Annotated in this window: 22 protein-coding genes and 2 pseudogenes; 9 read left to right on the top strand and 15 right to left on the bottom strand. The window is 74.1% G+C overall.

The features are described from left to right. Positions 1–18 precede the first annotated feature (18 nt). Positions 19–1242 (bottom strand): MFS transporter, encoded by a 1224-nt coding sequence (locus ACFUJY_RS19380; RefSeq protein WP_383300879.1) that lies wholly within the window; start codon positions 1240–1242, stop codon positions 19–21. A gap of 155 nt (positions 1243–1397) precedes the next feature. Between ACFUJY_RS19380 and ACFUJY_RS19375 the strand changes: the two genes are divergently transcribed. Next, entirely contained in the window at positions 1398–2612 is a 1215-nt protein-coding gene (locus tag ACFUJY_RS19375; protein ID WP_383300877.1) for an ROK family protein, read from the top strand. Between the two features lie 4 nt (positions 2613–2616). Here the strand turns inward: ACFUJY_RS19375 and ACFUJY_RS19370 are convergent, their stop codons facing one another. The 6 genes from ACFUJY_RS19370 to ACFUJY_RS19345 all read right to left on the bottom strand — a co-directional run bounded on the left by ACFUJY_RS19370 (position 2617) and on the right by ACFUJY_RS19345 (position 6245). Next, positions 2617–3537, bottom strand: coding sequence for a phosphotriesterase (locus tag ACFUJY_RS19370; protein WP_383300874.1), 921 nt, complete (start codon positions 3535–3537; stop codon positions 2617–2619). Beyond that, a complete protein-coding gene (locus ACFUJY_RS19365; RefSeq protein ID WP_383300871.1) occupies positions 3531–4112 on the bottom strand; it encodes a DUF4865 family protein in 582 nt (193 codons plus the stop codon). Before ACFUJY_RS19365 ends, ACFUJY_RS19370 begins: the two co-directional genes overlap by 7 nt. A 10-nt stretch (positions 4113–4122) precedes the next feature. Further along, positions 4123–4512, bottom strand: a complete 390-nt coding sequence (locus ACFUJY_RS19360) for a cupin domain-containing protein (RefSeq protein WP_383300869.1) — start codon at positions 4510–4512, stop codon at positions 4123–4125. Between the two features lie 29 nt (positions 4513–4541). Continuing rightward, a complete protein-coding gene (locus tag ACFUJY_RS19355) occupies positions 4542–5117 on the bottom strand; it encodes a TetR/AcrR family transcriptional regulator (protein WP_383300867.1) in 576 nt (191 codons plus the stop codon). 81 nt (positions 5118–5198) lie between these two features. Beyond that, positions 5199–5717 carry an ATP-binding protein gene (locus ACFUJY_RS19350; protein WP_383300865.1) on the bottom strand — a complete coding sequence of 173 codons (519 nt, stop codon included), beginning with the start codon at positions 5715–5717 and terminating at the stop codon, positions 5199–5201. Between the two features lie 186 nt (positions 5718–5903). Further along, a complete protein-coding gene (locus tag ACFUJY_RS19345) occupies positions 5904–6245 on the bottom strand; it encodes a hypothetical protein (protein ID WP_383300862.1) in 342 nt (113 codons plus the stop codon). 228 nt (positions 6246–6473) lie between these two features. Between ACFUJY_RS19345 and ACFUJY_RS19340 the strand changes: the two genes are divergently transcribed. Beyond that, positions 6474–7610 (top strand): PLP-dependent cysteine synthase family protein, encoded by a 1137-nt coding sequence (locus ACFUJY_RS19340; protein WP_383300859.1) that lies wholly within the window; start codon positions 6474–6476, stop codon positions 7608–7610. Positions 7611–7614: 4 nt separating this feature from the next. Here ACFUJY_RS19340 and ACFUJY_RS19335 read toward each other — a convergent pair whose 3' ends face one another. Both ACFUJY_RS19335 and ACFUJY_RS19330 read right to left on the bottom strand, forming a co-directional pair. Further along, positions 7615–8067 (bottom strand): SRPBCC family protein, encoded by a 453-nt coding sequence (locus ACFUJY_RS19335; protein ID WP_383300857.1) that lies wholly within the window; start codon positions 8065–8067, stop codon positions 7615–7617. A 48-nt stretch (positions 8068–8115) separates the two neighbouring features. Continuing rightward, positions 8116–8949 (bottom strand): DeoR/GlpR family DNA-binding transcription regulator, encoded by an 834-nt coding sequence (locus ACFUJY_RS19330; protein ID WP_383300854.1) that lies wholly within the window; start codon positions 8947–8949, stop codon positions 8116–8118. 154 nt (positions 8950–9103) lie between these two features. Here ACFUJY_RS19330 and ACFUJY_RS19325 point away from each other — a divergent pair. Then, a pseudogene (locus ACFUJY_RS19325) lies at positions 9104–11472 on the top strand (hypothetical protein); the annotation flags it as partial. On the opposite strand, the gene ACFUJY_RS19320 reads toward ACFUJY_RS19325, so the two are convergent. The 3 genes from ACFUJY_RS19320 to ACFUJY_RS19310 all read right to left on the bottom strand — a co-directional run bounded on the left by ACFUJY_RS19320 (position 11445) and on the right by ACFUJY_RS19310 (position 15443). Beyond that, a complete protein-coding gene (locus ACFUJY_RS19320) occupies positions 11445–13871 on the bottom strand; it encodes a right-handed parallel beta-helix repeat-containing protein (RefSeq protein WP_383300851.1) in 2427 nt (808 codons plus the stop codon). The pseudogene ACFUJY_RS19325 and the gene ACFUJY_RS19320 overlap by 28 nt on opposite strands. A 272-nt stretch (positions 13872–14143) precedes the next feature. Further along, a complete protein-coding gene (locus ACFUJY_RS19315; protein WP_383301055.1) occupies positions 14144–14740 on the bottom strand; it encodes a hypothetical protein in 597 nt (198 codons plus the stop codon). 226 nt (positions 14741–14966) lie between these two features. After that, the gene (locus ACFUJY_RS19310; protein WP_383300849.1) at positions 14967–15443 is read right to left on the bottom strand and encodes a DUF6643 family protein; all 477 of its coding nucleotides are present in this window, start codon (positions 15441–15443) and stop codon (positions 14967–14969) included. A gap of 485 nt (positions 15444–15928) precedes the next feature. On the opposite strand from ACFUJY_RS19310, the gene ACFUJY_RS19305 reads away from it, so the two are divergent. Next, on the top strand, positions 15929–17275 hold the full coding sequence (locus ACFUJY_RS19305; RefSeq protein ID WP_383300847.1) for a TerD family protein: 1347 nt from the start codon (positions 15929–15931) through the stop codon (positions 17273–17275). Between the two features lie 21 nt (positions 17276–17296). On the opposite strand, the gene ACFUJY_RS19300 is transcribed toward ACFUJY_RS19305, so the two are convergent. After that, positions 17297–18469 (bottom strand): glycosyltransferase, encoded by a 1173-nt coding sequence (locus ACFUJY_RS19300; RefSeq protein ID WP_383300845.1) that lies wholly within the window; start codon positions 18467–18469, stop codon positions 17297–17299. 58 nt (positions 18470–18527) lie between these two features. Here ACFUJY_RS19300 and ACFUJY_RS19295 point away from each other — a divergent pair, with 58 nt between their 5' ends. Both ACFUJY_RS19295 and ACFUJY_RS19290 read left to right on the top strand, forming a co-directional pair. After that, positions 18528–19310 (top strand): glutamate racemase, encoded by a 783-nt coding sequence (locus ACFUJY_RS19295; RefSeq protein ID WP_383300842.1) that lies wholly within the window; start codon positions 18528–18530, stop codon positions 19308–19310. Between the two features lie 69 nt (positions 19311–19379). After that, entirely contained in the window at positions 19380–19943 is a 564-nt protein-coding gene (locus tag ACFUJY_RS19290) for a hypothetical protein (RefSeq protein WP_365685482.1), read from the top strand. On the opposite strand, the pseudogene ACFUJY_RS19285 reads toward ACFUJY_RS19290, so the two are convergent. After that, positions 19891–20983: pseudogene (locus ACFUJY_RS19285) on the bottom strand (O-antigen ligase family protein). The gene ACFUJY_RS19290 and the pseudogene ACFUJY_RS19285 overlap by 53 nt on opposite strands. Before the next feature lie 194 nt (positions 20984–21177). On the opposite strand from ACFUJY_RS19285, the gene lnt reads away from it, so the two are divergent. Next, positions 21178–22773, top strand: coding sequence for an apolipoprotein N-acyltransferase (gene lnt, locus ACFUJY_RS19280; RefSeq protein WP_383300839.1), 1596 nt, complete (start codon positions 21178–21180; stop codon positions 22771–22773). A 29-nt stretch (positions 22774–22802) separates the two neighbouring features. Next, positions 22803–23282: an NUDIX domain-containing protein gene (locus ACFUJY_RS19275; RefSeq protein WP_383300837.1), complete on the top strand. Its 480-nt coding sequence runs from the start codon at positions 22803–22805 to the stop codon at positions 23280–23282. 55 nt (positions 23283–23337) lie between these two features. Here the strand turns inward: ACFUJY_RS19275 and ACFUJY_RS19270 are convergent, their stop codons facing one another. Then, positions 23338–24717: an MFS transporter gene (locus ACFUJY_RS19270; protein ID WP_383300834.1), complete on the bottom strand. Its 1380-nt coding sequence runs from the start codon at positions 24715–24717 to the stop codon at positions 23338–23340. 176 nt (positions 24718–24893) lie between these two features. On the opposite strand from ACFUJY_RS19270, the gene ACFUJY_RS19265 reads away from it, so the two are divergent. Then, positions 24894–26369 carry a hypothetical protein gene (locus ACFUJY_RS19265; protein WP_383300831.1) on the top strand — a complete coding sequence of 492 codons (1476 nt, stop codon included), beginning with the start codon at positions 24894–24896 and terminating at the stop codon, positions 26367–26369. The last annotated feature ends 16 nt before the right edge of the window (positions 26370–26385 follow it).

Raw genomic sequence — 26385 nt, 5'->3', positions numbered from 1 at the left:
GTACCGCTACTCATTCGGTCAGGTGAGCGCCGCCTTGCGGGCGCCGTACCCCAGGGCCGCCGCGGCAGCGGCCAGCACCGCCACCGTGGTCAGGGCCACCGGGAGCGAGAACCAGTCGGCCAGGAAGCCGATGGCCGGCGGCCCGAGCAGCATGCCGCCGTAACCGAGCGTCGAGGCCGCCGCGACCCCGCCGGGCCCGGCCAGCTCGCCGGCCCGGCCGACCGCCACCGGGAAGATGTTGGCGAGGCCGACCCCGGTGACGGCGAAGCCGAGCAGTGCCAGCCAGGCCGTCGGGGCGAGCGAGCCCAGGAGCATCCCGGCTGCCGCCATGGCGCCGCCCGCCACCAGGGTGCGGGTCTGCCCGAGCCGTTCGAGGAGGGCGGTGCCGCTGAGCCGGCCCGCCGTCATGGCCAGCGCGAACAGCGAGTATCCGGCGGCGGCCACCCCGGGCCGGGCGTGCAGGTCCTGTTCCAGGTGGAGGGCGCCCCAGTCGGCCAGCGCGCCTTCGCCGTACGCGGTGCAGAGCGCGATCAGGCCGAACAGCAGCACCACCCTGCGCGCCCGCCCGGACAGCCGCTGCGCGGACCGGCCGGCGGGCGGGGCGTCCGCCGGCTCCGGGGGTACGGGCGCCGGGTGCCGCAGGAGGACCGGGCCCGCGAGCGCGGTGACGCCCAGTCCGATTCCGGTCAGGAGGGAGAGGTGCACGGAGGGCGAGAGGCCGCCCGCGACGAGCCCGCCGAGCCCCGCGCCGAGCATCCCGCCGAGGCTGAACGCGGCGTGGAAGCTGGGCATCACGGGGCGGCGCAGAGCGGCGACCAGGTCCACCGCCGCGCTGTTCATCGCCACATTCGCCCCGCCGTACGCGGCGCCGAAGAGCAGGAGCACGAGCCCCAGCGACAGGGCCGAGTGCGTCCGGGCGGGCAGCGCGATGCTGAGGGAGAGGAGTACCGCGCAGACCACGGTCACCGCGTGGCTGCCGAACCGGCGGCAGAGCCGGCCGGTGAGCGTCATGGTGACCACGGCTCCGGCGGAGACGCCGAGGAGTGCGAGGCCGAGGGTGGCGGCCGAGGCGCCGGTCTGGTGCTTGATGGCCGGGATGCGGACCACCCAGCCGGCGAAGAGGAAACCGTCGAGGGCGAAGAACACGGTCAGCGCGGTACGGAGACGGGCCGACGAGAGCGGGGCGGTGTTGCCGCCCAGTCCCCCCGGGAGTGCCGTCCGCAGTTTGTTTAGTTGCGGCACAAACTTAGCATAGGGCTGGCCCGGCGGCCGGTGCAAGACGGTTGCCCCGGTCGGCCCGAAGCGCTCGGCCCCGGAGTGCGCGGCGGTCCGTCACCCGGGGCAAGTCGGCCACCACGGCGTCAAAGGAACCTCCGGATCATGGGAGACTCGCCCCCATGAACGGCAAGGCGACCACCACCCGGACGAAGTTGGAGAGGGGCCGCAGCGCGCTCGGACCCGCCCTGGAACTGGTCCACACCGGACGCGCGCCCACGCGTGCCGTCCTCACCTCCGAGCTGGGGGTCACCCGCGCGACGGCGGGCGCGGTCGCCGCCGAGCTGGAAGCCCTCGGCCTCATCCGGGTCGACTCCAGCCCCGGCTCGGCGGCGGGTTCGCAGGGCCGCCCCTCGCACCGGCTCGCCGTACGGGAGTCCGGTCCGGTGGCCGTCGCCGCCCAGGTGCACGCGGACGGCTTCCGCGCCGCGCTCGTCGGCCTCGGCGGCCGGCTCGTCGCGACCGCCCCCGGCTGCGTCACCATCACCGCCGACCCCGCCCAGGTCATCGGCGAGGTCGTGGACCACTGCGCTCGGCTGCTCCGGGACAGCGGACTGCGGTGCGTCGGGGCCGGGCTCGCGGTGCCGTCGGCGGTCGCCGAGCCGGAGGGCACCGCCCTCAACCCGCTCCACATCGCCTGGCCGGCCGGAGCCCCGGTTCGCGAGATCTTCGCCACCTGCGTACGCGAAGCGGGCATCGGGGGACCGGCGTTCACCGGCAACGACGTCAACCTCGCGGCGCTCGCCGAACACCGGCACGGCGCCGGGCGCGAATCCCAGCACCTGCTGTGCGTCGCCACCGGACACCGGGGTGTGGGCGGGGCGCTCGTGCTCGACGGGCGCCTGCACACCGGGAGTTCGGGGCTCGCCCTGGAGGTCGGCCACCTCACCGTCAACCCCGAGGGGCGGCCCTGCCATTGCGGGGGGCGCGGCTGTCTGGACGTTGAGACGGACCCGCTCGCCTTCCTCACCGCCGCCGGGCGCACCCCGGGCCCCGAGGAGTCGCTGCTCAAGCAGTCCGGGGACCTGCTGCGCAACGAGTACGGGGACCCGGCCGTGCGCACCGCCGCCGAGGAACTGATCGACCGGCTCGGCCTGGGGCTCGCCGGTCTCGTCAACATCCTCAACCCGGACCGGATCATCCTCGGCGGGCTGCACCGCGCCCTGCTCGACGCCGACCCGGAGCGGCTGCGGGCGGTGGTGGCCGACCGCAGCCTCTGGGGCCGCAGCGGGAGCGTGCCGATCCTGCCCTGCACCCTCGACCACAACAGCCTGGTCGGGGCGGCGGAACTGGCCTGGCAGCCGGTCCTGGACGACCCGCTGGGGGCGCTGGCCTGAGAGGTCAGGCGCCTCGCGCCGACCCGCTCTCCACCGGCGGTTCGAACGCGAACGCCCGCGCCGGATTGGCCACCAGCACCGTCTCCATCGCCTCGGCGCCCAGCACCTCCTCCAGACGGGGCCGCAGCCGGCGCAGCAGGAACGGCATGCCGGGGGTCTCCGGGACCGTCGTGTCTCCGCCCAGCAGCAGCTGCCCGGTGAACCCCGCCCCGGCCAGCTCCGCCAGTTCCTCCGGCAGCCGCCAGTCCGTCGCGTGGTTGGCCCGCGACGGCCCGTCGAACGCCAGGAAGGCACCCGCCCGCGCCGCCTCCCGCTGCACCGCCCCGTCCGGGGAGCGGCCGAGGTGGCCGAGGATCACCCGGTGCGGCGGGACGCCCAACTCCCCGCACAGCAGCTCCAGGACGTCGAGCGCGGCCGTGCCCAGCTCCAGGTGGACGGCGATCGGCGCGCCCGTGCGGTGATGGGCGCCGGCCGCGGCGGTCATGGTGAGCCGGGCGTGCGCGTCGAGGGTGTGGAAGGCGCCGGCCACCTTGATCAGGCCCGCCCGCACCCCGGTGTCGCCGATGCCCTCGGTGAGTTCGGCGACGAAGAGTGCGGCGAGGTCGTCCCTGATCCGGTCCAGCAGTTGGGGCGGGTAGTGCGCCGCCCGGTGCAGCCCCGTGGCGGCGACCACGTGCGTGCCCGTCGTCCGGGACAGTCCGGCCAGGGCGTCGGCCCCGCGCCCCATGCCGTGCGGCGTCCACTGCACGACGGCCCGGCCGCCCAGGGCGTGGAAGGCGCGGAGCCGGTCGGCCGCCGACACGGGGTCGTCCAGCTCCTGCCCCGGCAGCACCGGGCTGCGCAGGAAGAGGTGGTCGTGGGCGTCGCAGACCCCCAGCTGTCCGGGCGCGATGTCGCCGAGGACGGTACGGACGGCGGCTACCACTGGCGCCCCTTCGCGATCCGGTCCTGCTCGGGACGGCTGAGGTGGAGCACCCGGTAACGCTCGCCCGGCGCGGCCGGGGCGTCGTGGTCCCAGAGCGTGAAGTGCAGGAGCTCCCAGTGACGCGGATCGGCCGCCAGCGCGGAGGCCACGGCCCCCGGTGCCTTCGCCAGCCGGCGGCTCTCCTCCAGGGCCGCCTCCACCGCGTCGGCCGGGGAGACCGACGCCGGTACGGACGAGCGGTGGCGGGTCGCCGAGCGGGGGAGCGCGGACGACGCGGGCCCCTCCTCGTACGCGAGTCCGGTCCAGTGCTGCACCACGGGGCGGCCGAAGTCCTGGACGATGCCCTGGAATCCGGGGCCCCAGAGGAAGGCGTTCATGCCCTCGGGCCGGGTCCACAGGTAGAACGGCGCGTACTGGTTGACCGGGGAGTCCTCGCCGCGCTCCCGCATCAGGTACGCCTTGAGCCCGAGACCCGGGAAGTCGTCCAGGAGGTGGCCCCTGGCCGCCACCCGGTGGCGGATGACGGCCATGTCGTAATCGGCGGGCAGGGTGATCTCGTACTGCATGGCATGCATCGAGGGCTCCTCAGGACGCCGGGTAGTCGGCGACACCGGAGTCGGTGTGCCAGTGGATGGTGCTGCCGTCCTCGACCACGGCGAGATGGGTCATGAACGTGCGCGGGGACGCCCCGTGCCAGTGCCACTCGTCCGGCTCGATCCACACGGTGTCGCCGGCCCGGATCGTCTCGACCGGGCCGCCCCTGCGCTGCACCAGGCCCTCGCCCTCGGTGACGTGCAGGACCTGGCCGTGCGGGTGGGTGTGCCACGAGGTGTGGCCGCCCGGCGCGAAGTGCACGCTGAACATGCGCAGCCGGGAGGGCGGTTCGGGGGCGGCGATCTCGTCGAGCCACACCGTGCCGTTGAAGTGTGCGGAGGGGCCCGGTTCGGTGTCCGGGCGGTTCCTGGTGATACGCATGTGCGTCTGCTCCTGAAGCGGTCGATGGGTCAGGCGGGCGGGGCGAGCAGCGTCAGCAGCCCTCGTACGCCCGCGTCGAATGCGTCCGTGGAACCCGAGGCGCGGGCCAGCACATAGCCGCCCTGCACCGTCGCGACGATCGAGGCGGCGATGTCGTCGGGCACCACACCGGGGTCGAACTCGCCCCCGTCGACGCCCTCGCGGACGATGCCGGCGAGCCTGCCGCGCAGCCAGGCGATGGTCTCGTCCACCGGCTCCCGCAGCTCGTCGCTCGCGATGATGTCCGGGTCCATGGTCAGCCGCCCCACCGGGCAGCCGCGCAGCACGTCGCGCTCCCGCAGCAGGTAGGCGGAGATCCGCTCGTACGCCGATCCGGGCGTGCCGAGCGCCTGGTCCGCGGCTTCCCGCAGCTCGTCGGCCGTGCGGCGGATGGCGGTGAGGGCCAGGTCCGGCTTGCCGGTGAAGTGGTGGTACATGCTGCCCTGGCCCACCCCGGCGTGCTGCTGGATGGCCTTGGGGCTCATGCCCACGTATCCGCGCTCCCAGAGGAGCTCCCGGGTGGCTTCGATCAGACGGTCCGGAGTGCTCATGCCCGTACTGTACATACTAGTAGGTACAGAAAGGAAGCCGCCGTCGCGCACACGTGAGTGGGGCACCCCGGTCCGGGGTGCCCCACTCCTGTCGTGTCAGCCCACCACGGCCGACCGCGACGCCGAGGGCGGTGAACCGTCCAGATGTCGGAGGACGCCCAGGTCGAACGGCCCGTCGGTGGTCGCCCCGTACACCATGTGCGACGGCGGGGCGGGCGGGGCCGGTGCGGGCAGCGTGAACCACACGACCTTCCCCGCGCCGTCCCGGGGACGCACGCCCCAGCTCTCGCTGACCGCGGCGATCAGTGCCAGCCCGCGCCCCGATGTACTGGAGTCGTCGGCCTCGCGCACGGTCGGCAGCCGTGGATCGTGGTCGTGGACGGACACCGTGAGCCGTTCGAGCAGCAGCTCGATCTCGACGGTGCATGACTTGTCCGGCTGTGCGTGCCGGTGGACGTTGGTGAGGAGCTCGGTGACGCCCAGCGCTGTCTGGTCGATCAGAGAATCCAGATGCCAGTAGCGCAGTTGCGCCGAGATGATTCTGCGGACCTGACCGATCCGCGACGGCAGGGCCTGGAGCTCCACCGTGCAGTGCCTGCTTGGCTCGCTGATCACGGCTGCGACTCCCCGAAATAGGTCCGGAAGAAGACGGAGGAACGGATTCAGCACATGGCTCGCTGCTGAGTCCGGGCCGGCGGCCTGGATCACAGTGTCACCGCCGGTACACCATGAGTGACGTGACTCCAATGTCGCTCAGGGCATACGGCTCCGCAACTCGCGGTGTCCCGGCCCCCACCGGACTCAGGAGCGGCGCCCTCCCGCGCTGTACAGCGCCTCCAGGAAGCGGTGCGAGGGCGCCGTGTCACCGGGTTTGCCGTCCGCCCGCCGCATCGTCAGCCGGTACCGCGTCCCGTTGACCCGCGCCACCGTGGCGTCCGCCCCCGCGAACCACGGTCTGCCCGCGCTCACCGTGCCCACCGGTGCGCTGTCGATCTCCCGCCCGTAACTCGTCAGGAGGGCCACCCGGCCGTCCTTCACGGTCACCTGCCCCGCCCGGGTGACCGAGCGTGCCCACCGGTCGATGCGCACACCGGTCGCACTGAACTCCGCCACACCCGTCGCGCCGAACTCCGTTTCCGACATGGCCCCTTCGCCCCCTTCGTCATGCCTCTGAGACGAAGTGTGCCCATCCCGGGGCGTGCACACCAGAGCGGGACGGTACGCAAACGGCGCATTCGGGCCGTGCGGGGGCGCAGGGCGTCCGGCCGCGACACCAAGGCACTGCTATGGACCATCAAAGTCAATGTTTGCGCAGGTGGGGGGCATATCGTGGGGCCCGCCGAGACCGGTCGTACGAGGGGAAGCGCGCAGATGGACACCACCGAGCACGGGCACCGCGGCGCAGCCGCGCCGACCGTCGACATCGACCGTTCCGATCCGGCCTACCGCGCCTGGCTCAAGGAGGCCGTCCGCAAGGTCCAGGCCGACGCCAACCGCTCCGCCGACACCCATCTGCTGCTCTTCCCGCTCCCGGAGAGCTGGGGCATCGACCTCTACCTCAAGGACGAGTCGACCCACCCCACCGGCAGCCTCAAGCACCGGCTGGCGCGTTCGCTCTTCCTCTACGGCCTCTGCAACGGCTGGATCAGGCCGGGCAAACCGGTCATCGAGGCATCGAGCGGTTCGACCGCCGTCTCGGAGGCGTACTTCGCCAAACTGATCGGCGTCCCGTTCATCGCGGTCATGCCCCGCACCACCAGCCCGGAGAAGTGCCGGCTCATCGAATTCCACGGCGGACGGTGCCACTTCGTGGATGACTCGCGCCGGATGTACGAGGAATCGGCGCGGCTCGCCGCCGAGACCGGCGGCCACTACATGGACCAGTTCACCTACGCCGAGCGGGCCACCGACTGGCGGGGCAACAACAACATCGCGGAGTCCGTCTACCAGCAGCTGCGGCTCGAACGCTATCCCGAGCCCACCTGGATCGTCGCCACCGCCGGCACCGGCGGAACCTCGGCCACCATCGCGCGCTACGTGCACTACATGCAGCACGACACCCGGATCTGCGTGCCCGACCCGGAGAACTCCTGCTTCTTCGACGGCTGGACCCACCACGACCCGCACGCCACCAGCGACTGCGGCTCCCGCATCGAGGGCATCGGCCGGCCCCGCATGGAGCCCAGCTTCGTCCCCGGCGCCATCGACCGGATGATGAAGGTCCCGGACGCGGCGAGCGTCGCCGCCGTGCGCGCCCTGGAACGGGCCATCGGACGCAAGGCCGGCGGCTCCACCGGCACCGGTCTGTGGAGCGCCTTCAAACTGATCGCCGAGATGGTCGCCCGGGGCGAGCGCGGCAGCGTCGTCACACTGATCTGCGACCCCGGCGACCGCTACCTCGACAAGTACTACTCCGACTCCTGGCTGGCCGCACAGGGCCTCGACATCGCCCCGTACACCCGGACCATCGACCGGTTCCTGGCCACCGGCAGCTGGCCGGAGGTGTGACCGCTCAGCCGTACCGGCCCGCCGGGCGGTCCAGCATCGCGTCGAGCACCCGGCCGAAGACCCGCCTCCCGGCACCGGCCAGCACCGGGTCGGCCCAGCGCGGCAGCCACCGTACGGTCAGCTCCTCCACCCACACCACATGGGAGCCGGCCCGGTTCGGATACACATCGATCGACGCGCGGCCCAGCACCACCCGGCCGCGCTTCTCCAGCCGGCACGTCCCCGCCCGGCTCCCGGCCGGCGGGGACCAGCGGACCACTTCCATCGGGTCGTCGAACGCCAGCGGCCCCACCCCGGTGCGCGCCACGAAAACCGTCCCGACCCGGGTCGGGAGCCCCGTCGGCACCGTGATCGTGGTCAGCGGCACCTGCGCGGCATGCCGCTCCCAGTCCGTCACCCGACGCCAGGACTCGGCTGCGGGCAAGGACGTGAAACGCTCGATCCGGAACACGGCCACACCGAGATCCTAGGCCGTGGAAGCCCTGGCGCGAGCGGAGCGGAATCCTCAGCCCTCGCCGGGTTGCTCGCCACCCGCCACCAGCAGCCCGGGCAGACGCTCCTCGATCTCCGCCCGCGCACCCGCGGGCAGCCCCGCGTCCGTGACGAGCGTGCTCACCTCGTCCAGCGAGGCGAACGAGCTGAGGCCCACCGTGCCCCACTTGGTGTGGTCGGCGACCACCACCACCCGGCGCGCCGACTGCACGAACCGGCGGTTCGTCTCCGCCTCCGCGAGATTCGGCGTGGACAGCCCCGCTTCCACCGAGATCCCGTGGACCCCGAGGAACAGCACATCGAAGTGGAGCGCCGCGATCGCCCGGTCCGCGACCGGGCCCACCAGCGAATCGGACGGCGTACGCACCCCGCCGGTGAGGACGACCGTCGCCGCACCCGGCCGGCCGCCCGGAGCACCGGGCCGGTGCGCCGCGTGGAACACGTCCGCCACCCGCACCGAATTCGTCACGACCGTCAGATCCGGCACCTCCAGCAGATGCTGGGCCAGCGCGTACGTCGTGGTGCCCCCGGACAGGGCGATCGCACTGCCGGGCACGGCCATCGCGGCCGCGGCCCGGGCGATGTCCTCCTTGGCGCTGAGCTCCAGCGTCGACTTCGCCTCGAAACCGGGCTCGTGCGTGCTCGCCTCGACCACCGGCACGGCACCGCCGTGCACCTTCTCGACCACACCCTGCCGGGCCAGCGCGTCCAGATCCCGGCGGACGGTCATGTCCGAGACGTTCAGCTTCCGGGTCAGCTCGTTGACCCGGACCCCGCCGCGCCGCCGCACCTCGTCAAGGATCAGCGCGCGCCGCTGCTCCGCGAGCAGGTTCTGATTCTCGCTCAACGCCGGGCCTCGCCCTTCCGTCTGGCCGTACAGGAGTCCGTATCGACGGACTCATCCTGCCACGCGCGGTGTCGCGGACCCCCGCCCGGGGGAGATTCGTCAGTAACGGTGACCGGCCATCAGCCGCCTTCCCCCCTGCGAGAGCGAGACGCACGTGCCCCCTCCCACCCCTGCCCCGCGCAGCCCCGGTCCCGCGCTGGAATTACTGGTCCACGGCGTGGGCGGGACCACCCCCCAGGAGATGCTGGCCGACCCGCGCACGGTCCGGGTCACCGGCGACACCACCGCGGCCATCTACCGGCGCTCCGCCGACGTCGACGCCGAACGGCATCCCGAGCGCTACCGCGAGGAGCCCATCGCCGAGGCGTACTGCTGGTCCAACCTCACCTCCGGCAACGGCTCCCGCGCGCTGTGGCTGCTGCTGCTCCCGTTCATGGTGATCAACCTCGCCCACTGGATGCGCCCCACCGCCCGGCGCCGCCCCCGCGCGATCCGGCTGTACGGCGTTCTCGTGCGGCTCATCGCGCTCAGCCTCACCGTGCTGCTGACCGCGGCCGCCTGCGAGGTCGCCCTCGACCTCACCGCCTGGCAGTGCGCGGGCGTCGCGGCCTGCTCGGAGAAGCGCTCCTGGCTCGGCTTCCTCTCCGCCGAGCAGGGCGGCTGGTGGTCCCAGCCGGGCCGCCGCCTGGCCCTGGCCGCGCTGGTGCCGACCGCGCTGGTCGGGCTGCTCTGGTTCCTGTCCAACCGCACCTGGAGCGCCTACGAGTCCCAGCGCCCGCTGACCGAGGCGGACCCGGACGACGCGGCGGACGACGCTCCCGCGCCCGCCGCCCACCCCGTCCGCCCCGCGCTCGGACGGCCCGGCTTCTGGTACGGGCGCCGGCTCGTCGCCCGGCTGCGCGCCGCCCACACCGCGGCCGGCTTCCTCACCGTCGCCGCTGCCGTCGCCGAGGCCGCCGCCCGCCACGACCGCGCCGTCCCCGGACCGGTCGCCCCGCTCCTCGGCCGGCTCATCGAAGGGGCCCTCGCCGCCGGGCTCGTCGTGGTGCTCTGGGTGGTCTGCCGCCGGGGCCGCAGCGAACGGCGCCTCGACAACCGGCTCGACCGGGCGGTCATCACCTGGCTGCCCGGCGCCGCGCTGGCCCTTCTCGTCCTCGCCGCCGTCCACGCCGCCTGGCCGCGCCCCGGCTGGACCTCGTCCGGGAGGCTTCCCGGCGACACCACGCTGTTCCGGGCGGTCAGCGTCGCCGAGGGCGTCCTGGTGGTCCTCCTCGCCGCGATCTCCCTCTACCTGTACCGCCGCTGCCCGGAGCCGCGCACCGTGCTGCGCGGTCTCGGCGGTCCGGCCGTCGCGATGCTCGCCTGCGCGCTCGGCGGCGTGATGACCGGCGGCGTCGCCCAGCGCGTCGCCGACTGGCTCGACGGACCCGGCAGCCCGGGCATGGGGAGCAGCGCGTTGATAGCGGGACCCCCGGTGCTGCTCAGCTGGCAGGCGTCGGTCATCCCGGTCCTCCTGCTGCTGCTCCTGGTGCCGGGCGCCGTCCTCGGCGTACGGACCTGGCTGGCGGCCCGCGGGCTGGAGCCCGTGGTCGACGCGGAGTACGGGGAGCCCTTCCCCGACCCGGCCCGGACCCAGCGGATCGCCCGCATCCGGGCCACGGCCGCGCTCACCGACTCGGCGCCCGGCATGGTGGGGATCGTCTCCGGGGCCACGCTGCTCCTGGGCGCGGGGGCGGTGGCCGGCTCCTGGGCCACCGGCGAGGTCCCCGGGCGCGCGCTGGACGGCAGCGGCCCGTTCCTCGAATCGGTGGCCGAGGCGGCGCAGTCCACCGGCTCCTGGCTGATCGGCTTCGGCTTCCTCGTCTTCGTCGCCTGCGGGAGACGGGCCTACCGGGACGCGTCCGCCCGGCGCACGATCGGCATCCTCTGGGACGTCGGTACGTTCTGGCCGCGCGCCGCCCACCCCTTCGCCCCGCCCTGCTACGCGGAGCGCGCCGTGCCCGACCTGGCCTCCCGGATGTCCGGCTGGACCGGCCGCACCCGAGGCCGGCTCGTCATCTCCGGCCACTCCCAGGGCAGCGTGCTCGCGGCCTCCGCGGTCTGGCAGCTGCCCGCCCGCACCCGCTCCCGGGTCGCCCTGCTCACCTACGGGTCGCCGATCGAACGGCTCTACGCCCGCTGGTTCCCGGTCTACTTCGGGGCCGGGCAGCTGCACGGGCTCCACCGCTCCGTGCACTGCTGGCGCAATCTGTGGCGGGCCACCGACCCCATCGGCGGCCCGATCCGGCTCGGTGAGGAATCCGGACCCGAGGTCGACCGGGGCCCCCTCAGGGACCCGCTGGTCTACGGACGGACCCCCGAACACCCGCTGCCCGTGCCGGTGCTCGGCCACTCCGACTACCAGGCCGACCCCGTCTTCGCCGAGGAGCGCGCCGCCCTCCTGGCACGGCTCGCCCCCGTGCTGCCCCAGCAGGCGGACCCCGTCGGCGAGGACGTCAGGGCAGTTCCGGGAGGTCCTCCGGATACAGCAGGGTGAGGTCGTCCGTGCTGGGCTCGGCGAGCTGGGCGACCCGGCCGGCGTGCCGTTCGACCATCGACTCGAAGGTCTGGCGAGCGGTGCGCCCGTTGCCGAAGGCCGGCCCCTTGGGCAGCTCCGCGAAGTACTTGAGCAGCGCCTCACCGGTGCCCGACGCCAGGTCGTACTCGTGCTCCCGGGACTGCTGCTCGACGATCCGCAGCAGTTCGGACGGCTCGTAGTCGCTGAACGTGATGGTCCGCGAGAAGCGGGAGGCGACCCCCGGGTTGACGGTCAGGAACCGCTCCATCTCCTGGGTGTACCCGGCGACGATGACCACCACCGCGTCCCGGTGGTCCTCCATCAGCTTCACCAGCGTGTCGATCGCCTCCCGGCCGAAGTCCCGGCCGGAGTCCTCGGGCGACAGCGCGTACGCCTCGTCCACGAACAGCACCCCGCCGCGCGCCCGGTCGAACGCCTCCTGCGTACGGATCGCGGTGGAGCCGATGTGCTCACCGACCAGGTCGACCCGGGACACCTCGACCAGATGGCCCCGCTCCAGCACCCCGAGCGCGGCCAGGATCTCGCCGTACAGCCGGGCCACCGTGGTCTTGCCGGTGCCCGGGGAACCGGTGAAGACGAGATGGCGGCGGACCGACGCGGCCTTGAGGCCCGCCTCCCGGCGCCTGCGCCCCACCTCGATCATGTCCGTGAGCGCCCGCACCTCCCGCTTGACGCTGTCCAGGCCGACCAGCGCGTCGAGCTCGCCCAGGACCTCGCCGGAGGTGCGCGCGGGCTCGGCGGGCGGCGCCGGTTCCACGGGGCGCGGTGCGGGGACCGAACCGAGCAGCCCGGGCGAGGTCTGCGTGGCCGTCAGCACCGGGGCCGGTGGGGGAGTGGTGGCGGTGCGCAGCCCGCTCTCGTCGCTCGTGCAGTCCTCCACGACCGGCCCGCTCCCCGCGCCGCCGTCGAGGCCGGTGCCCTCCGGGAACTCGTAACCGCCGCGGGCGCACCGCTCGGTGCGGCACCGGGTGAGGGTCGTGCGGCAGCCCTCCATCACATGGAAGCCGTACCCCTCGCTGCCCGTGACGCGGCAGCCGTTGAACGTCCCCCGGCCCTCGGCGGACACATAGAACCCCGCCTCGGCGGGAGAGGTCACCGTGCACCGCTCGATCACCGGGTCGGCGCCCTTGGTGACGATCACGCCCGTCTGCGCGGCGTCGACGGTGCAGTTGTTCAGGGTGCCGCCGCTGCCGTGGTCCCGGAACCAGGCGCCGGTCGACGCCTCCCGGATGCGGCAGTCGTCCAGCTGCGCGGTCGCCCCGTCGCTGACCGAGACCGCGGTGTTGCGGACCTGGGAGAGGTCGCTGTCCACGACATCGGCGCGCGAGCCCCGGTCGAGGACGAACAGGGCGTCCGGCACGTCGTGGACCCGGCAGGAATCCAGTATCACCGTCGCCCCGTCGCTGACCCAGACCGCCGGGTAGTCACCCGTACTGTCGTGGATCTCGCACTGGTTGGCGTCGACCCGCGTGCCGGGGTCCCACACCGAGAGCCCGTTGCGGCCGAAGCGGCGCACGGTCGAACGGGTCAGCGTCAGCACCGCCCGGGAACGCAGATCCACCGCGTTCTCCGGGATGTCGTGGATGTCGCAGTCGGCGAGCGTGAGCACCGCGTCGGTGTCCAGGGTGACGCCGTCCGCCGACGTGCGGTGCACCGTGCAGTCGGTGAGATGGGCGGAGGCGCGGGCGGTCACCTGGATGCCGCTGCCCTTGATCTCGTACACCTCGCAGCCCAGCGCCTCCAGGCCGCTGCCCTCGCCGGTCACGGACAGGCCCGCGCCCGAGGCGTGGTGGACCCGGCAGCGCTCCAGCCGGGGATGCCCGCCGTCGCGCACGGCGACCCCGGACTGGCCGGCCGAGACGATCTCGCACTCCTCGAACACCCCGCCCGCGCCGTCGAGCACGGCGATGCCGACGCCGGCCGGATTGTCGACCGTGCACCGGCGCACGGTGGGCCGGGCCGCGCCGCGCACCTCGACGCCGGCCGCCGAGCGGGTCACGATCCGCACGTCCGCTATCTCCGGTGCGCCGTCCTCGACCAGGACGGCCGGGGCCGCGGAGTCCTGCCCCTCCACATGGAGGTCCTGGACGACGGCGGAGGCGCGCAGCGTCAGCGGCACCCCGTCGGCGGGGGCGATGCGCACCGAGCCGACGGAGCCCTCGGAGCCGCGCAGCGTGACCGCGCGGGCGATGACCAGGTTCTCCCGGTAGGTGCCGGGGGCGACGGTGAGCACATCACCGTCCGCCGCCGCTTCGAGCGCCGCGGTGAGGGAGGCGTATTCGCCCGTGCGGCGCCGCCAACGCGATGTGCCGGTGTGCGTCACCTGGACCGTGCCCTGTGCCATGGCGCTGTCGTGCCCCCGCCTCGTGCGTGTGTGATGCCCGTGTCACCGGCCTCGCGGCAGCGACCAGCCGGGGTCCGCCTGCCGGAGAGCGACGGGCGGGCCGGTCCACCGTAGCGCGCGCGGACGCCGGGAGTTGACCCGATGCGCAGGTCCCGGCCCCGGCCACCCGATCGCGGCCGGGGTCTTCGTGCCGCACGTGGATCGGCACCCGGGCCCCGTGCGGCCCGGACCGGCCGCGCCCCGCGAGCCCGGCCCGATCCGAACGACAGGCCCTAGCTGCCGGTCCCCGTCCTGCCCCAGTCCGGGCCGACCGCCGCCCAGGCCCGGTCGATCCGCTCGTACCGACGCCACGTCATCCGCCGGAGGATCAGGCGGCGGACGCCCTCGATCAGCAGGGCGGACAGCAGCGCGGCTCCGAACCCGGCGAGCGCGGCGTGCGTGTGCGCCGTCGCTATGTCCATCGGCCGCAGGGCCGGGTCGCCCGCGCGGTCGGTCCAGATCCGGACCCGGGCTCCCGGCGACGCGTTGCGCGAGGCGGTCGTCACCGTCGCCGTGCGGGCGGCGCCGTCCGGGGTGTGCCACCGGGCCGTCACTTCGGTCCGCTTCATGGCACCGCCGGACATCTCGGGGTCGGCGACATGGCGGGCGCCGGCCACCCGCCGCACCACGACGGCCGTGGTGAGGTGACGGTCCGCCCGCTGCGCGCGCACCGACGCCTGGAGCGCCGCGTCCGTCCGGGCCCCGCACAGCCAGCCGACCGCCGGGGCCGCCAGCATCAGCATCAGGAAGGCGGCCAGGGCCAGCCACGCCTCGCACCGGTCCGTCGCCCGGCGCAGCGGATTGTGCCGCCAGCGCCAGACACCCGCCATCGCTCGCACAGCCCCGCACCCCCTTCCGCACCCGTCCCCACCCGGTACGGTGCCGTCCACGCGCCGAGACCGCGCGGTGTGGGCGGCCCACCGTGCTCAACGCACGGCCCGGCCCCGTGAGTTCCCGGCGCCCCGGGTCGCCCGCGCGGAACGCGGAACGGCGCACGGGCCCGTTTTGCCGGGCACCCCGCCCCGGGCCGTGCGCCGCCTGATCCGGGCGAAGGGTCTAGTAGCCCCGGCCGCCCTGGTAGGGCCGGCCGTACGGGTCCTCGTACGGGGACTGCGCCGGGACGGGCCGGGGCGCGGCGGGGCGCATCGACTCGTAACCGGACGCCGGTGCCGGGCGCTGCTGCTGCGGCGGGGGCGCCTGGTACATCCCGCGGCCACCGGCCGGCTGCTGCGGGATGTACGGGGCCGGCGCGTGCTGGAGCTGCGCGGGCTGCATCGGGGTGTAGCCCTGCTGCGTCGCCGGCTGCGGGTAGCCGTAGGACTGCTGGGGCTGGGCGGGGGCCGCGGGAAGCGCCGGCAGGGCCGACGGGAGCGCCGGCAGGTAGCTGTTGCCGGTGTCGTAGGCGGCGGGCACTCGGATCGGCGCGATCTGAGGGGTGCCCCGCTCCGCGACAAGGGAGTCGTAGATCGGGGTGTCGGCAAACGACGGCGCGGCGTAGTAGCCGCCACCGTAGGTGGAGCGGGGGGAGGTCATGACACCTAAGTTAAGCCCACGATGTGCAGATTGGGGAGTCCCAATTTTGTGGTCATCGGATTTACCCTCGCCCTACCTGCCTGGCCTGCGGAAACATCGTTGTCTTCGCGGGCCGCGACCGAGCGGAATCAGCCCCTTGATTCACCGCTGATCTACGGGGCGCGTCGTCGGTTCGTGAACGCCGCCGATTTCCCGAGCGCAATTCCCGGGCGCGCCCACCGCACGGCAATGGCGCGCCGAGAGAGCCGGGGCCCGGCCCCGAGCCTTACCCGTCGTCGGTGAGGGCGGCAACTCCGCGATCCCGGACCGCACTTACGGAGGACGATCCGGCGAAAGCCGCGTACACGCCGTCCGTTGACACCAGGATGACACCATGGACCAACACGGTGCGCGCCCCGCCGCCCGGCCCGTACCCGCACCTCGGTGGGTCCCGGAGGGGGGCTGGCATTAGGTTGACCCGGAAAGGTCTCGGAAGCGGACTCGTGATGGGGGCGAGCATGACCATGCAAAAGGGAACCAATGTCCCGGTGGCGGCCCAGGCCGTGCGTGTCGAAACGGGGTGGCGCACCGCCCCGGGGACACCCGATGTGGACGCCTCCGCGCTCCTTCTCCTCGGCTCGGGCAAGGTGCGCAACGACGGCGACTTCGTCTTCTACAACCAGCCGGCCCACTCCTCCGGCGCGGTACGCCACGAGGGCAAGCGCAATGCCGGGGGCGCGGCGACCGACACCCTCGCCGTCGACCTGGCACGGGTGGAACCGGCCATCGACCGCGTGGTGCTGGCAGCCTCGGCCGACGGCGGCACGTTCGGCCGGGTGAGCGGACTGTACGTACGCGTCCTGGACGCGGCGAACGGCGCCGAACTCGCCCGCTTCGACAGTTCCGACGCCACCGTGGAGACGGCCTTCATCCTCGGTGAGCTCTACCGGCGGCAGGGCGCCTGGAAGTTCCGGGCGGTCGGCCAGGGCTACGGCTCCGGGCTCGAAGGACTCGCCACGGACTTCGGCATCTCCGTGGACGAACCCCAGCAGCCGCACCCGGCCCCCCAGCCCCACCCGGCCCCCCGGGTCACCGCCACCCCGCCGCCTCCGCAGTACCCGCAGCCGCAGCAGCCGACGCTCGCCGCGCCGATGGCACCCCCGATGGCCCCGCCCGTCCCCCCGGCCCCTCCGGCACCGCCCGCCCCCCAGCCCGTCCGGCTGACCAAGGTGACGCTCACCAAGGAGGCGCCGGCCGTCTCGCTCACCAAACAGGGCGGCACGTCCGGCGCCATGCGCGTCAACCTCAACTGGGAGGTGCGCAAGCAGTTCAAGGGCTGGGGCAGCAAGCTGGGCCGGGCCGTCGCGAACCACTCGGACCTCGACCTCGACCTCTGCGCCCTGTACGAGCTGACCGACGGCCGCAAGGGCGTCGTCCAGGCCCTGGGGAACGCCTTCGGCGCACTCCACCAGCCGCCCTTCATGCAGCTCGACGGCGACGACCGCACCGGCGCCGTCTCCACCGGCGAGAACCTGACGATCAACCTCGACCACAAGGCGCAGCTCCGCCGGGTCCTGATCTTCGTCACCATCTACGAGGGCGCCCGCAGCTTCGCCGACCTGCACGCCACCGTCACCCTCCAGCCCCAGCACGGCGCGGCGATCGACTTCTCGCTCGACGAGTGCACGGTCCCCTCGACGGTCTGCGCGCTCGCGCTCATCACCAACACGGGCAACGACCTCACCGTGCAGCGCGAGGCCCGCTACCTGGTGCCGCAGCGCGGCGTCAGTCCGCAGCGCACCATCGACCACGCCTACGGCTGGGGCATGAACTGGACCCCGGGCCGCAAGTGACCCGGCCCGGGTGCCACTGAGTCACTGATCCGGTGCGGCCTCGGGACGGGCGTACGTACGCCCCTTCCAGGCCGCACCGCGGCCCCGGTAGTGCTGCACCGCCGAGTCGACGGTCATCAGCAGGTACAGCAGCGCGGTGAACGGCAGCAGCGGGGCCAGCCACAGCGACTGCCGGTAGTAGCCCAGCATCGGCATGTACGTCCCCGCCATGACGGCCCACGCGACGCCCCCGGCCCACGCCGCGACCGCGCCCCCGCCCAGCACCCCGGCGACCAGCGTCACCGGCGGCGCGAGGTAGACGAGCGCCAGTCCGAGCACCGTGGCCAGCAGCACCAGCGGATGGTGCCGCAGCTGGGCGTACGCGCTCCGCGAGACCATCCGCCACAGATCGGCCAGGCACGGATACGGACGCACACTGTCCACCCGGTCCGCGAGCCCCAGCCAGATCCGGCCACCCGAACGCCGCACCACCCGGGCCAGCGACACGTCGTCGATCACCGCCTGCCGGATCGAGTCCGGCACCCCCGCGCGCACCGCCGCCTCCGTCCGCAGCAGCACACAGCCCCCCGCCGCGGCGGCCGTCCGCCCCCGCTTCCGGTTGATCCACCGGAACGGGTAGAGCTGCGAGAAGAAGTAGACGAAGGCCGGCACGACGAGCCGCTCCCAGACGCTCGCCACCCGCAGCCGCGCCATCTGCGAGACCAGGTCGAAGCCGCCCGTCTCCGCCGCCGCCACCAGCTCCCGGAGGCTGTCCGGCTCGTGCGCGATGTCGGCGTCCGTGAGCAGCAGGTACTCCGGCTCCCGGGCCCGGGCCAGCGCCATCCCGTGGCGGACCGCCCACAGCTTGCCCGTCCAGCCGGGCTCGGGTTCGCCCGGCGAGACCACGGTCACCGGCAGACCCCCGTGCCGCACGGACAGGGCCCGGGCGACGTCCCCCGTGCCGTCCTCGCTGCAGTCGTCCACGAGGAAGACCTCGGCGCTCCCCGGATAGTCCTGCGCCAGCAGCGACGGCAGGCTCACCGGCAGCATCGCGGCCTCGTCGCGCGCCGGCACGACGACGGCGACCGACGGCCAGCGCTCCGGGTCCGCGCGGCTCGGCAGCCGCTGGTCGGTGCGCCAGAAGAACCCCTGGCCCAGCAGCAGCCACACCCATGCGACAAGCGAACCCACGGCGATCCAGGCAACGGCGCTCATTGGCGGAAGTCTGCACCACTGAGCGGGGACCGCAAGGGCGGTCGACTATGGTGACCGGGTGAAGATCGCGCTCATGGACTCCGGAATCGGACTGCTCGCCGCCGCCGCCGCAGTACGCCGGCTGCGGCCGGACGCCGATCTGGTCCTCTCCTCGGACCCGGACAACATGCCCTGGGGCCGGGCGCCGGAGGGCGTGAAGGCCCACGCGCTCGCGGTGGCCCGGGCCGCCGCCGCGCACCGGCCCGACGCGCTGATCGTCGCCTGCAACACCGCCTCCGTGCACGCGCTGGAGCTGCTGCGCGCCGAACTGGAACCGGGCCTGCCGGTCATCGGCACCGTCCCCGCGATCAAGCCCGCCGCCGCGGCCGGCGGCTCCGTCGCGATCTGGGCGACCCCGGCCACCACCGGCAGCCCGTACCAGCGCGGGCTGATCCGCGAGTTCGCCGGGTCCGCCGCCGTCACCGAGGTGCCCTGCCCGGGCCTCGCCGACGCCGTGCAGCACGCGGACGAGGACGCCGTCGCGAAGGCGATCGCCGCCGCCGCCGCGCTCACCCCGCCCGACGTCCGGGCCGTGGTCCTGGGCTGCACCCACTACGAGCTCGTCGCCGAGCGCATCCGCGAGGCCGTCGGCGGCCCCGGCCGGCGCCCGGTCGCCCTGCACGGCTCCGCCGGGGCCGTCGCCGCCCAGGCGCTGCGCCGGATCGGTGCCGAACCCGCTCCGTCGGCCGAACCCTCCTCGTCCATCGCGGTCATCCTCAGCGGCCGCGTCTCGGAGCTGCCGCAGGCCGCCCTGGCCTACGCGGAAGGGCGCGGACTGGCCGCCGTCGGCTCCGTCCGCTGACCCACGGACGGCCGCACCCGCGCGCCCGGGCCCATCCCCCGGCGCCCGTTCTTCAGTACGCTGCTCGGCATGAGGGAGCACCCCGGAGAACCGAAGCGCACCGGAACCGGCACCCACTCGCAGGTCTGGGTCGGCCGGGCCACCAACCGCACCCAGTGGGTCCTCGCGGCCCTGGGCGCCGCCTGCCTGGCCCTGGGCATCCAGCTCGCCGTCAGCTCCAACTGGACCTCCGGCATCGCCCCGCTGCTGATGTCGGTGATCGGCTGCGTCGCCGCCGGCCTGCTGATGCTGTTCGGCACCCTCGCCTTCGTGAACGTCGCCGTCCGCGTCGACGGAGACGCCCTGGAGGTGCGCTGCGGCCACATGGGACTGCCGCGCCGCCGCATCCTGCTCACCCATGTGGTGGCCGCCGACTTCGCGCCCCAGGTGAACCCCCGGCAGTGGGGCGGCTGGGGCTACCGCTGGCGCCCCGAGAAGGGCACGGCCGTGGTCGTGCGCCGGGGCGAAGGGCTGGTGCTGCGGCTCGGCGACGGCCGCACGTTCACCATCACGGTGGACGACGCCGAGGCGGGCGTACGGTTCATCCGGGCCCGGCTGCACCTGCCGTCCTCGGGCTTCCCGGCCGGGGCCTGAACCCGGCCTCCGCGTCCGCCTCCCCGTCCGGCCCGCGGGGCTCGCCCCCGCCGATCGGCCGCCGGGCCGACGCGAGACCGGCCAGCAGTCCCGTCCCCGCCGTCACCGGGGTGAAGCTCAGCGCGTTGCCCACGCTCGCCAGCACCGCCAGCGCCGTGAGCGTCGCGCCCGCCGCCAGGACCACCGCGGTGGACCGGGGCGAGCGCCACAGCGCGTACAGCAGCCAGCCGAACGCGGCGCCCAGCAGCACCACCCCCACGACCCCCTGCTCGGCGGCCTGCTGCCACGGCGCCGAGTGCGGCTTCCCGTCCGAACCGAGGCTCTGCCGCGCGGTCGGACTCAGCTCGTCGAACCGGCCGGGACCGATACCCAGCACAGGGTGCCGGGCCGTCAGACGGGCGGCGTCCTGCCACAGCTCGACCCGGTTCCGGGTGAGCCGCGCCTCCAGCGAGACCGTGAGCCCCTCGGGCAGGACCTCCTCGGCCATGGCCCACGAGGTTCCGACGACCAGCCCGGCCACCAGCGCGAGGCCGCCGAGCCCGGGCGGCGGCCAGCGAGCACACCAGCACCCCGAGCCCCGCCGCGAACCCGGCCACCGAACCCAGCGCGAGCGAAGCGCCGGCGGTGCCCAGCGCCAGCAGCCGCAGGGCCGCACGCGACGCCCGCCGCCCGGCCCCCGCCGCCGCGCAGCACGCGCACCCGGCGGCGAGGACCAGCAGCGCCGCGGCGGCGCCGGTCTGCCCCGGCGCATGGTCCTCGGTGGCCGTCACACCCGGCATGCCGTGCCGCCAGACAAGGGCCAGCAACAGGGCCGTCAGCGCGGCGCCGGTGGCGGTCGCCACCGGCAGCAGCGTGCCGCAGACGCGCCCGCAGGCGAAGCCCGCCGCAACGGCGAGCAGGGCGAGCAGCACCCCTTCGGGCCGGGTCTCCCGCCCCGCCGCGCTGATCAGCGACCACACCGCGCAGGCGGCGAGGATCAGCGCACCGGCGGCATCGGAGACGTTCCCCCGCTCGGACCCCCGCCGCACCGATTCAGCCATCACGTCCGTCCCCCGGCCTGTGACCGTCCCGTACGCGAGGGCCGGAGCCGGCCCGTCGGCGGGGGACTGGCGCACAGGCTAACGGCCGCATCGGTCATAGGGGCGGAAGATGCGGAGAAATGATGCGGTGGACAGGATTCCGCCATCGGGACAGGGCTCCCGCGCGGCCGGGCGGTCACCGTAGACTCCGCCGGGTGAGCACCACCATCGCCCAGGTCGGCGAACCGCAGAGCCCCGCACCCGCCTTCCGGACGGGCGGGCTGCCGAAGCGCCTCGTGCGGCCCGGGGCCGCCGTCCTCTCCGGCGTGATGCTGTACCTCAGCTTCCCGCCCCGGCCCCTGTGGTGGCTCGTTCTGCCCGGTTTCGCCCTGCTCGGCTGGGTGCTGTTCGAGCGCCGGGCGCGCGCGGCGTTCGGGCTCGGGCTGCTCGCCGGGCTCGGCTTCATGCTGCCCCTGCTGCACTGGACCGGCGAAGAGGTCGGCCCGGTGCCGTGGCTGGCCCTCGCCGCCGCCGAGGCGCTGTTCGTCGCGGTCGGCTGCATCGGCATCTCCGCCGTCTCCCGGCTCCCCGGCGGACCGCTGTGGGCGGCCGCGGTCTGGACGCTGGACGAGGCGGTCCGCGCCCGGGTGCCGTTCGGAGGCTTCCCCTGGGGCAAGATCGCCTTCGGCCAGGCGGACGGCGTCTTCCTGCCGCTCGCCGCGCTCGGCGGCACCCCGTTGCTCTCCTTCGCCGTGGTGCTCTGCGGCTTCGGCCTCTTCGAGGCGGTCCGCCGCTTCGCCCGCTACCGGTCCGCCGGCGAGTTCCGCCGGGGGGCCGCCGCCGTGGCGGCGGCGACCGTCCTCGTCCCCGTGGCGGCGGCCTTCGCGGCGCTGCCGCTCGTGGACGACTCGGCCGAGGACGGCACCGCGACCGTCGCCGCGATCCAGGGCAACGTGCCCCGCCTCGGCCTCGACTTCAACGCCCAGCGCCGCGCGGTCCTGGACAACCACGCGAAGCGTACGGAGCAGCTGGCCCGGGACGTGAAGGCCGGCAAGGTCCCGCAGCCCGACTTCGTCCTGTGGCCGGAGAACTCCTCCGACCTCGATCCCTACCGCAACCCGGACGCGCGGATCGTCATCGACGACGCCGTGAAGGCGATCGGGGCGCCGACCGTCATCGGCGCGGTGATCGAGCCCGACGAGGGCCCCCTGCGCAACACCCTGATCCAGTGGCAGCCGGACAAGGGCCCCGTCGCCACGTACGACAAGCGGCACATCCAGCCGTTCGGCGAGTACATGCCGATGCGCTCGTTCGTCCGCGTCTTCAGCTCGGACGTCGACCGGGTGCAGCGCGACTTCGGCCCCGGCGAGAAGGTCGGCGTCTTCGACCTCGCGGGCACCTTCACCGGCCTCGTCACCTGCTACGAGGCCGCGTTCGACGACGCGGTACGCGACACGGTCGAGCACGGCGCCCAGCTGATCGCCGTCCCCAGCAACAACGCCACCTTCGGCCGCAGCGAGATGACCTACCAGCAGCTGGCGATGTCCCGGGTGCGCGCCGTCGAGCACAGCCGGTCCGTCGTCGTCCCCGTCACCAGCGGCGTCAGCGCGATCATCCGCCCGGACGGCACGGTGGCCGAGAAGACGGAGATGTTCACCCCGGACGCCCTGGTGGACGAGGTGCCGCTGCGCTCCTCACTGACTCCGGCGACCCGGATGGGGCCGCTGCCCGAGGGCGTCCTGGTCCTGCTCGCGCTCGGCGCGCTGGGCTGGGCGGGCGCCCTGGCGGTGCGCGCACGACGGGTCCGCTGAACGGGTGGCACGCCACGTAGGGTCGGCACATGGCCATTCCTGACTTCATCCGCGAGATCCGTGCCACCGCCGGGCAGCAGCTGCTCCTGCTGCCCGGCGTCACCGCCGTCGTCTTCGACGACGAGGGCAGAGTGCTCCTCGGCCGGCGGGCCGACACCGGCGAGTGGTCCGTGATCGGCGGCATCTCCGAGCCGGGAGAACAGCCCGCGACGACGGCGGAGCGCGAGGTGTACGAGGAGACCGCCGTGCGCTGCGTGGCGGAGCGGGTCGTCCTCACGCAGGCGCTGCCGCCCATCCAGTACGACAACGGCGACCGCTGCCAGTTCCTCGACGTCACCTTCCGCTGCCGCGCCACCGGCGGCACCGCCCGGGTCAACGACGACGAGTCGCTGGAGGTGGGCTGGTTCCCCGTGGACGCGCTGCCCGACCTGGCCGAGTTCGCACTGTTCCGGATCAAGCAGGCCCTGACCGACGGGCCCACCTGGTTCGAGGCCACCGAACCGCGGTGACGACGACGCGGGAGCCGGGCCCACCGCCCGGCTCCCGCGCTTCCCGGCCCCCGGGTCAGACCACCCGCGCGGCGTCCCTGGGCGCCTCGGCCGCCGTCCCGGACCCCGGCCCGACCTCGGCGAGGTCCCGGTGGCGGGTCTCGTCGGCGCAGACCAGGGCCAGCACCGTCAGGAGCGCGGCGGCGATCACGTACAGGGCGATGGGCGTCGAGCTGTCGTAGTCCGCGAGCAGGGCCGTGGCGATGAGCGGCGCGGGCGCGCCCGCCGCGACGGACGAGAACTGCGCACCGATCGACGCGCCCGAGTAGCGCATCCGGGTCGCGAACAGCTCCGAGAAGAACGCCGCCTGCGGCGCGTACATGGCCCCGTGGAAGAACAGTCCGACCGTGACGGCCAGCAGCAGGTTCCCGAAGCTCCTGGTGTCGATCAGCGCGAAGAACGGGAACATCCACAGGCCCACGCCGATCGCGCCGGCCAGATAGACGGGCCTGCGCCCCACCCGGTCGGAGAGCGCGCCCCACAGCGGGATCACGGCGAAGTGGAAGGCCGACGCGATGAGCACCGCGTTGAGCGCCGTCTGCTTGCTCAGGTCCGCCGCGGTCGTCGCGTAGACGAGGATGAACGCGGTGATCACGTAATAGCTGATGTTCTCCGCCATCCGCGCCCCCATGGCGACCAGCACGTCGCGCCAGTGGTCCCGCAGCACCGCCACGACCGGCATCTTCTCCGCCGCCCTCGAAGCGGCCTTCCGCTCGTCGGCGCGGGCCAGGGCCTCCTTGAACAGAGGCGATTCGTCGACAGAGAGACGAATCCACAGACCGACGATCACGAGCACCCCGGACAGCAGGAACGGGATGCGCCAGCCCCACGACTCGAACGCGGCGTCCGAGGTCAGCGCGGTCAGCGCCGACAGCACCCCGGTGGCCAGCAACTGACCGGCCGGCGCACCGGTCTGCGGCCACGACGCCCAGAACCCGCGCCGTTGCGCGTCCCCGTGCTCCGACACCAGCAGCACGGCCCCGCCCCACTCACCGCCGAGCGCGAACCCCTGCACCAGCCGGAGCAGGGTGAGCAGCACGGGCGCGGCCACGCCGACGGTCGCATGCGTCGGCAGCAGCCCGATCGCGAAGGTCGCCCCGCCCATCATCAGCAGGCTCAGCACCAGCAGCTTCTTGCGCCCGAGCCGGTCGCCGTAGTGGCCGAACACCAGCGCCCCGATGGGTCGTGCCGCGAAGCCGACCGCGTAGGTCAGGAAGGACAGCAGCGTTCCGACGAGCGGTTCGGAGTCCGGGAAGAACAGCTTGTTGAAGACCAGCGCTGCCGCCGATCCGTACAGGAAGAAGTCGTACCACTCGATGGTCGTGCCGATGAGGCTGGCGGCGACGATGCGCCGGAGGTGCGGGGGAGAGGGGGGAGCGGATGCTGCGTCGGCCATGGGGACCACTTCCGGTCGGCGGGGACGGGGACGTGTCGCACACCGTAGGAAGGGCCAGGTCAGGGGCGTATGTGGCGGGACACCACAGTTCGGCGCGGGGGTGTGCGCGGGGGCACCATGGAGCTGCGGCGCCCGCGGCCGGACGGCACGGCCGAGGGTGTGCGACGATCGCGGCCATGACACCCCCCGCGGCTCCGCTGCCGCCCGGCGCTTCCCCCGAAGGTGTGAACGGGGCCCCGGCCATGGCCGTGTTCGCCGCGCTGCTGGACCGCTCGGTGGTGCAGATCGCCGAGGCCGCGGCGGATGCCCGCCGGTACGACCGGGAAGCGATCCGGGCGGCCTCCGACGCATGGGACAACCACCTCTTCCCGTTCTTCGGGGCCGCGCACTCGGCCCACGCGCACAAGCGTGAACAGCGGGCACTGGCCGCCCTGAAGTGGATGGCGGGGATCAGCGTGCGCCGCCGCCGGTGGATGACGGAGCAGGCCGCCCTCGCCGGGTACGACATCGGCCCGCTGCTCGCGCCGGTCGAGCCGTACGTTCCGGGCCGGGACTATCGCGGACACGTCATGGCGCCGCTGCCCCGGACGGTGACCCGGAAGCGCGTCGGGGAACTGCTCGCCGACTACGACCTGGCGGCGGCCGAGGTCAGCCATCTGCGGGTGGAACGCGCCGGCGCCGAGCTGACCGCCCTGCTCCAGCTGGCCGTTCCCCGCCGGTTCGCCGTGGAGGAGGGCGGGGCCGTGGACCCCGCCCTGCTGAACGTCGCGCTGGACCGCGTCACCGAGGCCGCCTTCGACCGGTCGGACACGCGGGGCGCGGTCCTGGACCCCCGGGCCGACGGGATCGCCGTATCCGTGGGGGCGGGCGGCCGGCTCCGCGCGGAAGCCGCCGAGTACTGGTGCGACGACCGCTCCTGGTACCGCTCCACCGCAGGCCGGCGCGCCGACGCCGTGACGCCGCCGCGCGGCGACCGGCCGGGGCGGCGCGAACCGCCGCCGCTGGACGGGAAGCCGGGGCCCGACGCGCGCGCCGCCGCCGTGCTGCTGCGGCACGTCATGTGGGAGATCCGCACGGTCCGGTATCCCGGCAGAGCCGATCGTGTTCCCGTACGTGACCTGTGCCGGGTATTCGAGGGGGCGGGGACCGCGATCCTCGCCGCCGGCTCCGCACCGCGCCCGGACCGGGAGGCGGCCTTCCGGGACCTGATCCGCGTCTGGGCCGACCGGGGCGGCCCGGAACTCTCCCGCTCGTTCGCGGGGATCCTCAGGTCGAGCGCGGGCCGCGACGACCTCATCGAGGCCGACGAGACCCCCGTACGAGCACGCTCCCCGCTCACCGGAACGACTCGGACCCCGGAGCCGCCACGCCGTGCCGCGCTCGTCATGGCGGCCTGGACGGCCGCCCGCGCCGCGGAGCGTCCCGCCGAGGCCCAGCTCCAACTGGCCCTCCCGGACGGGCCCGGTGCGCCGTGGCGCCTGCGCACCGTCAGCTGCGCCACGCCCCGCGACTTCCGCCTCGCGGACGCCGCGTTCCAGGGCCCCGGCGCGCTCGCCCGTACCGGGAAGGCCACCGGCCCCAGCAGCCTCGATCTGCACCGGGGTGCGCTGTACGTCGCCACGGAAGAGGGCTGGAGCGCGGCGGTCGGCTGACGGCCGGGATCGCCGC

The sequence above is a fragment of the Streptomyces sp. NPDC057249 genome (genome assembly GCF_042669245.1).
Lineage (GTDB): Bacteria > Actinomycetota > Actinomycetes > Streptomycetales > Streptomycetaceae > Streptomyces.
The sequence above is the reverse complement of the archived record's forward strand: the minus strand, read 5'-3'. Positions and strand labels throughout refer to the sequence as shown.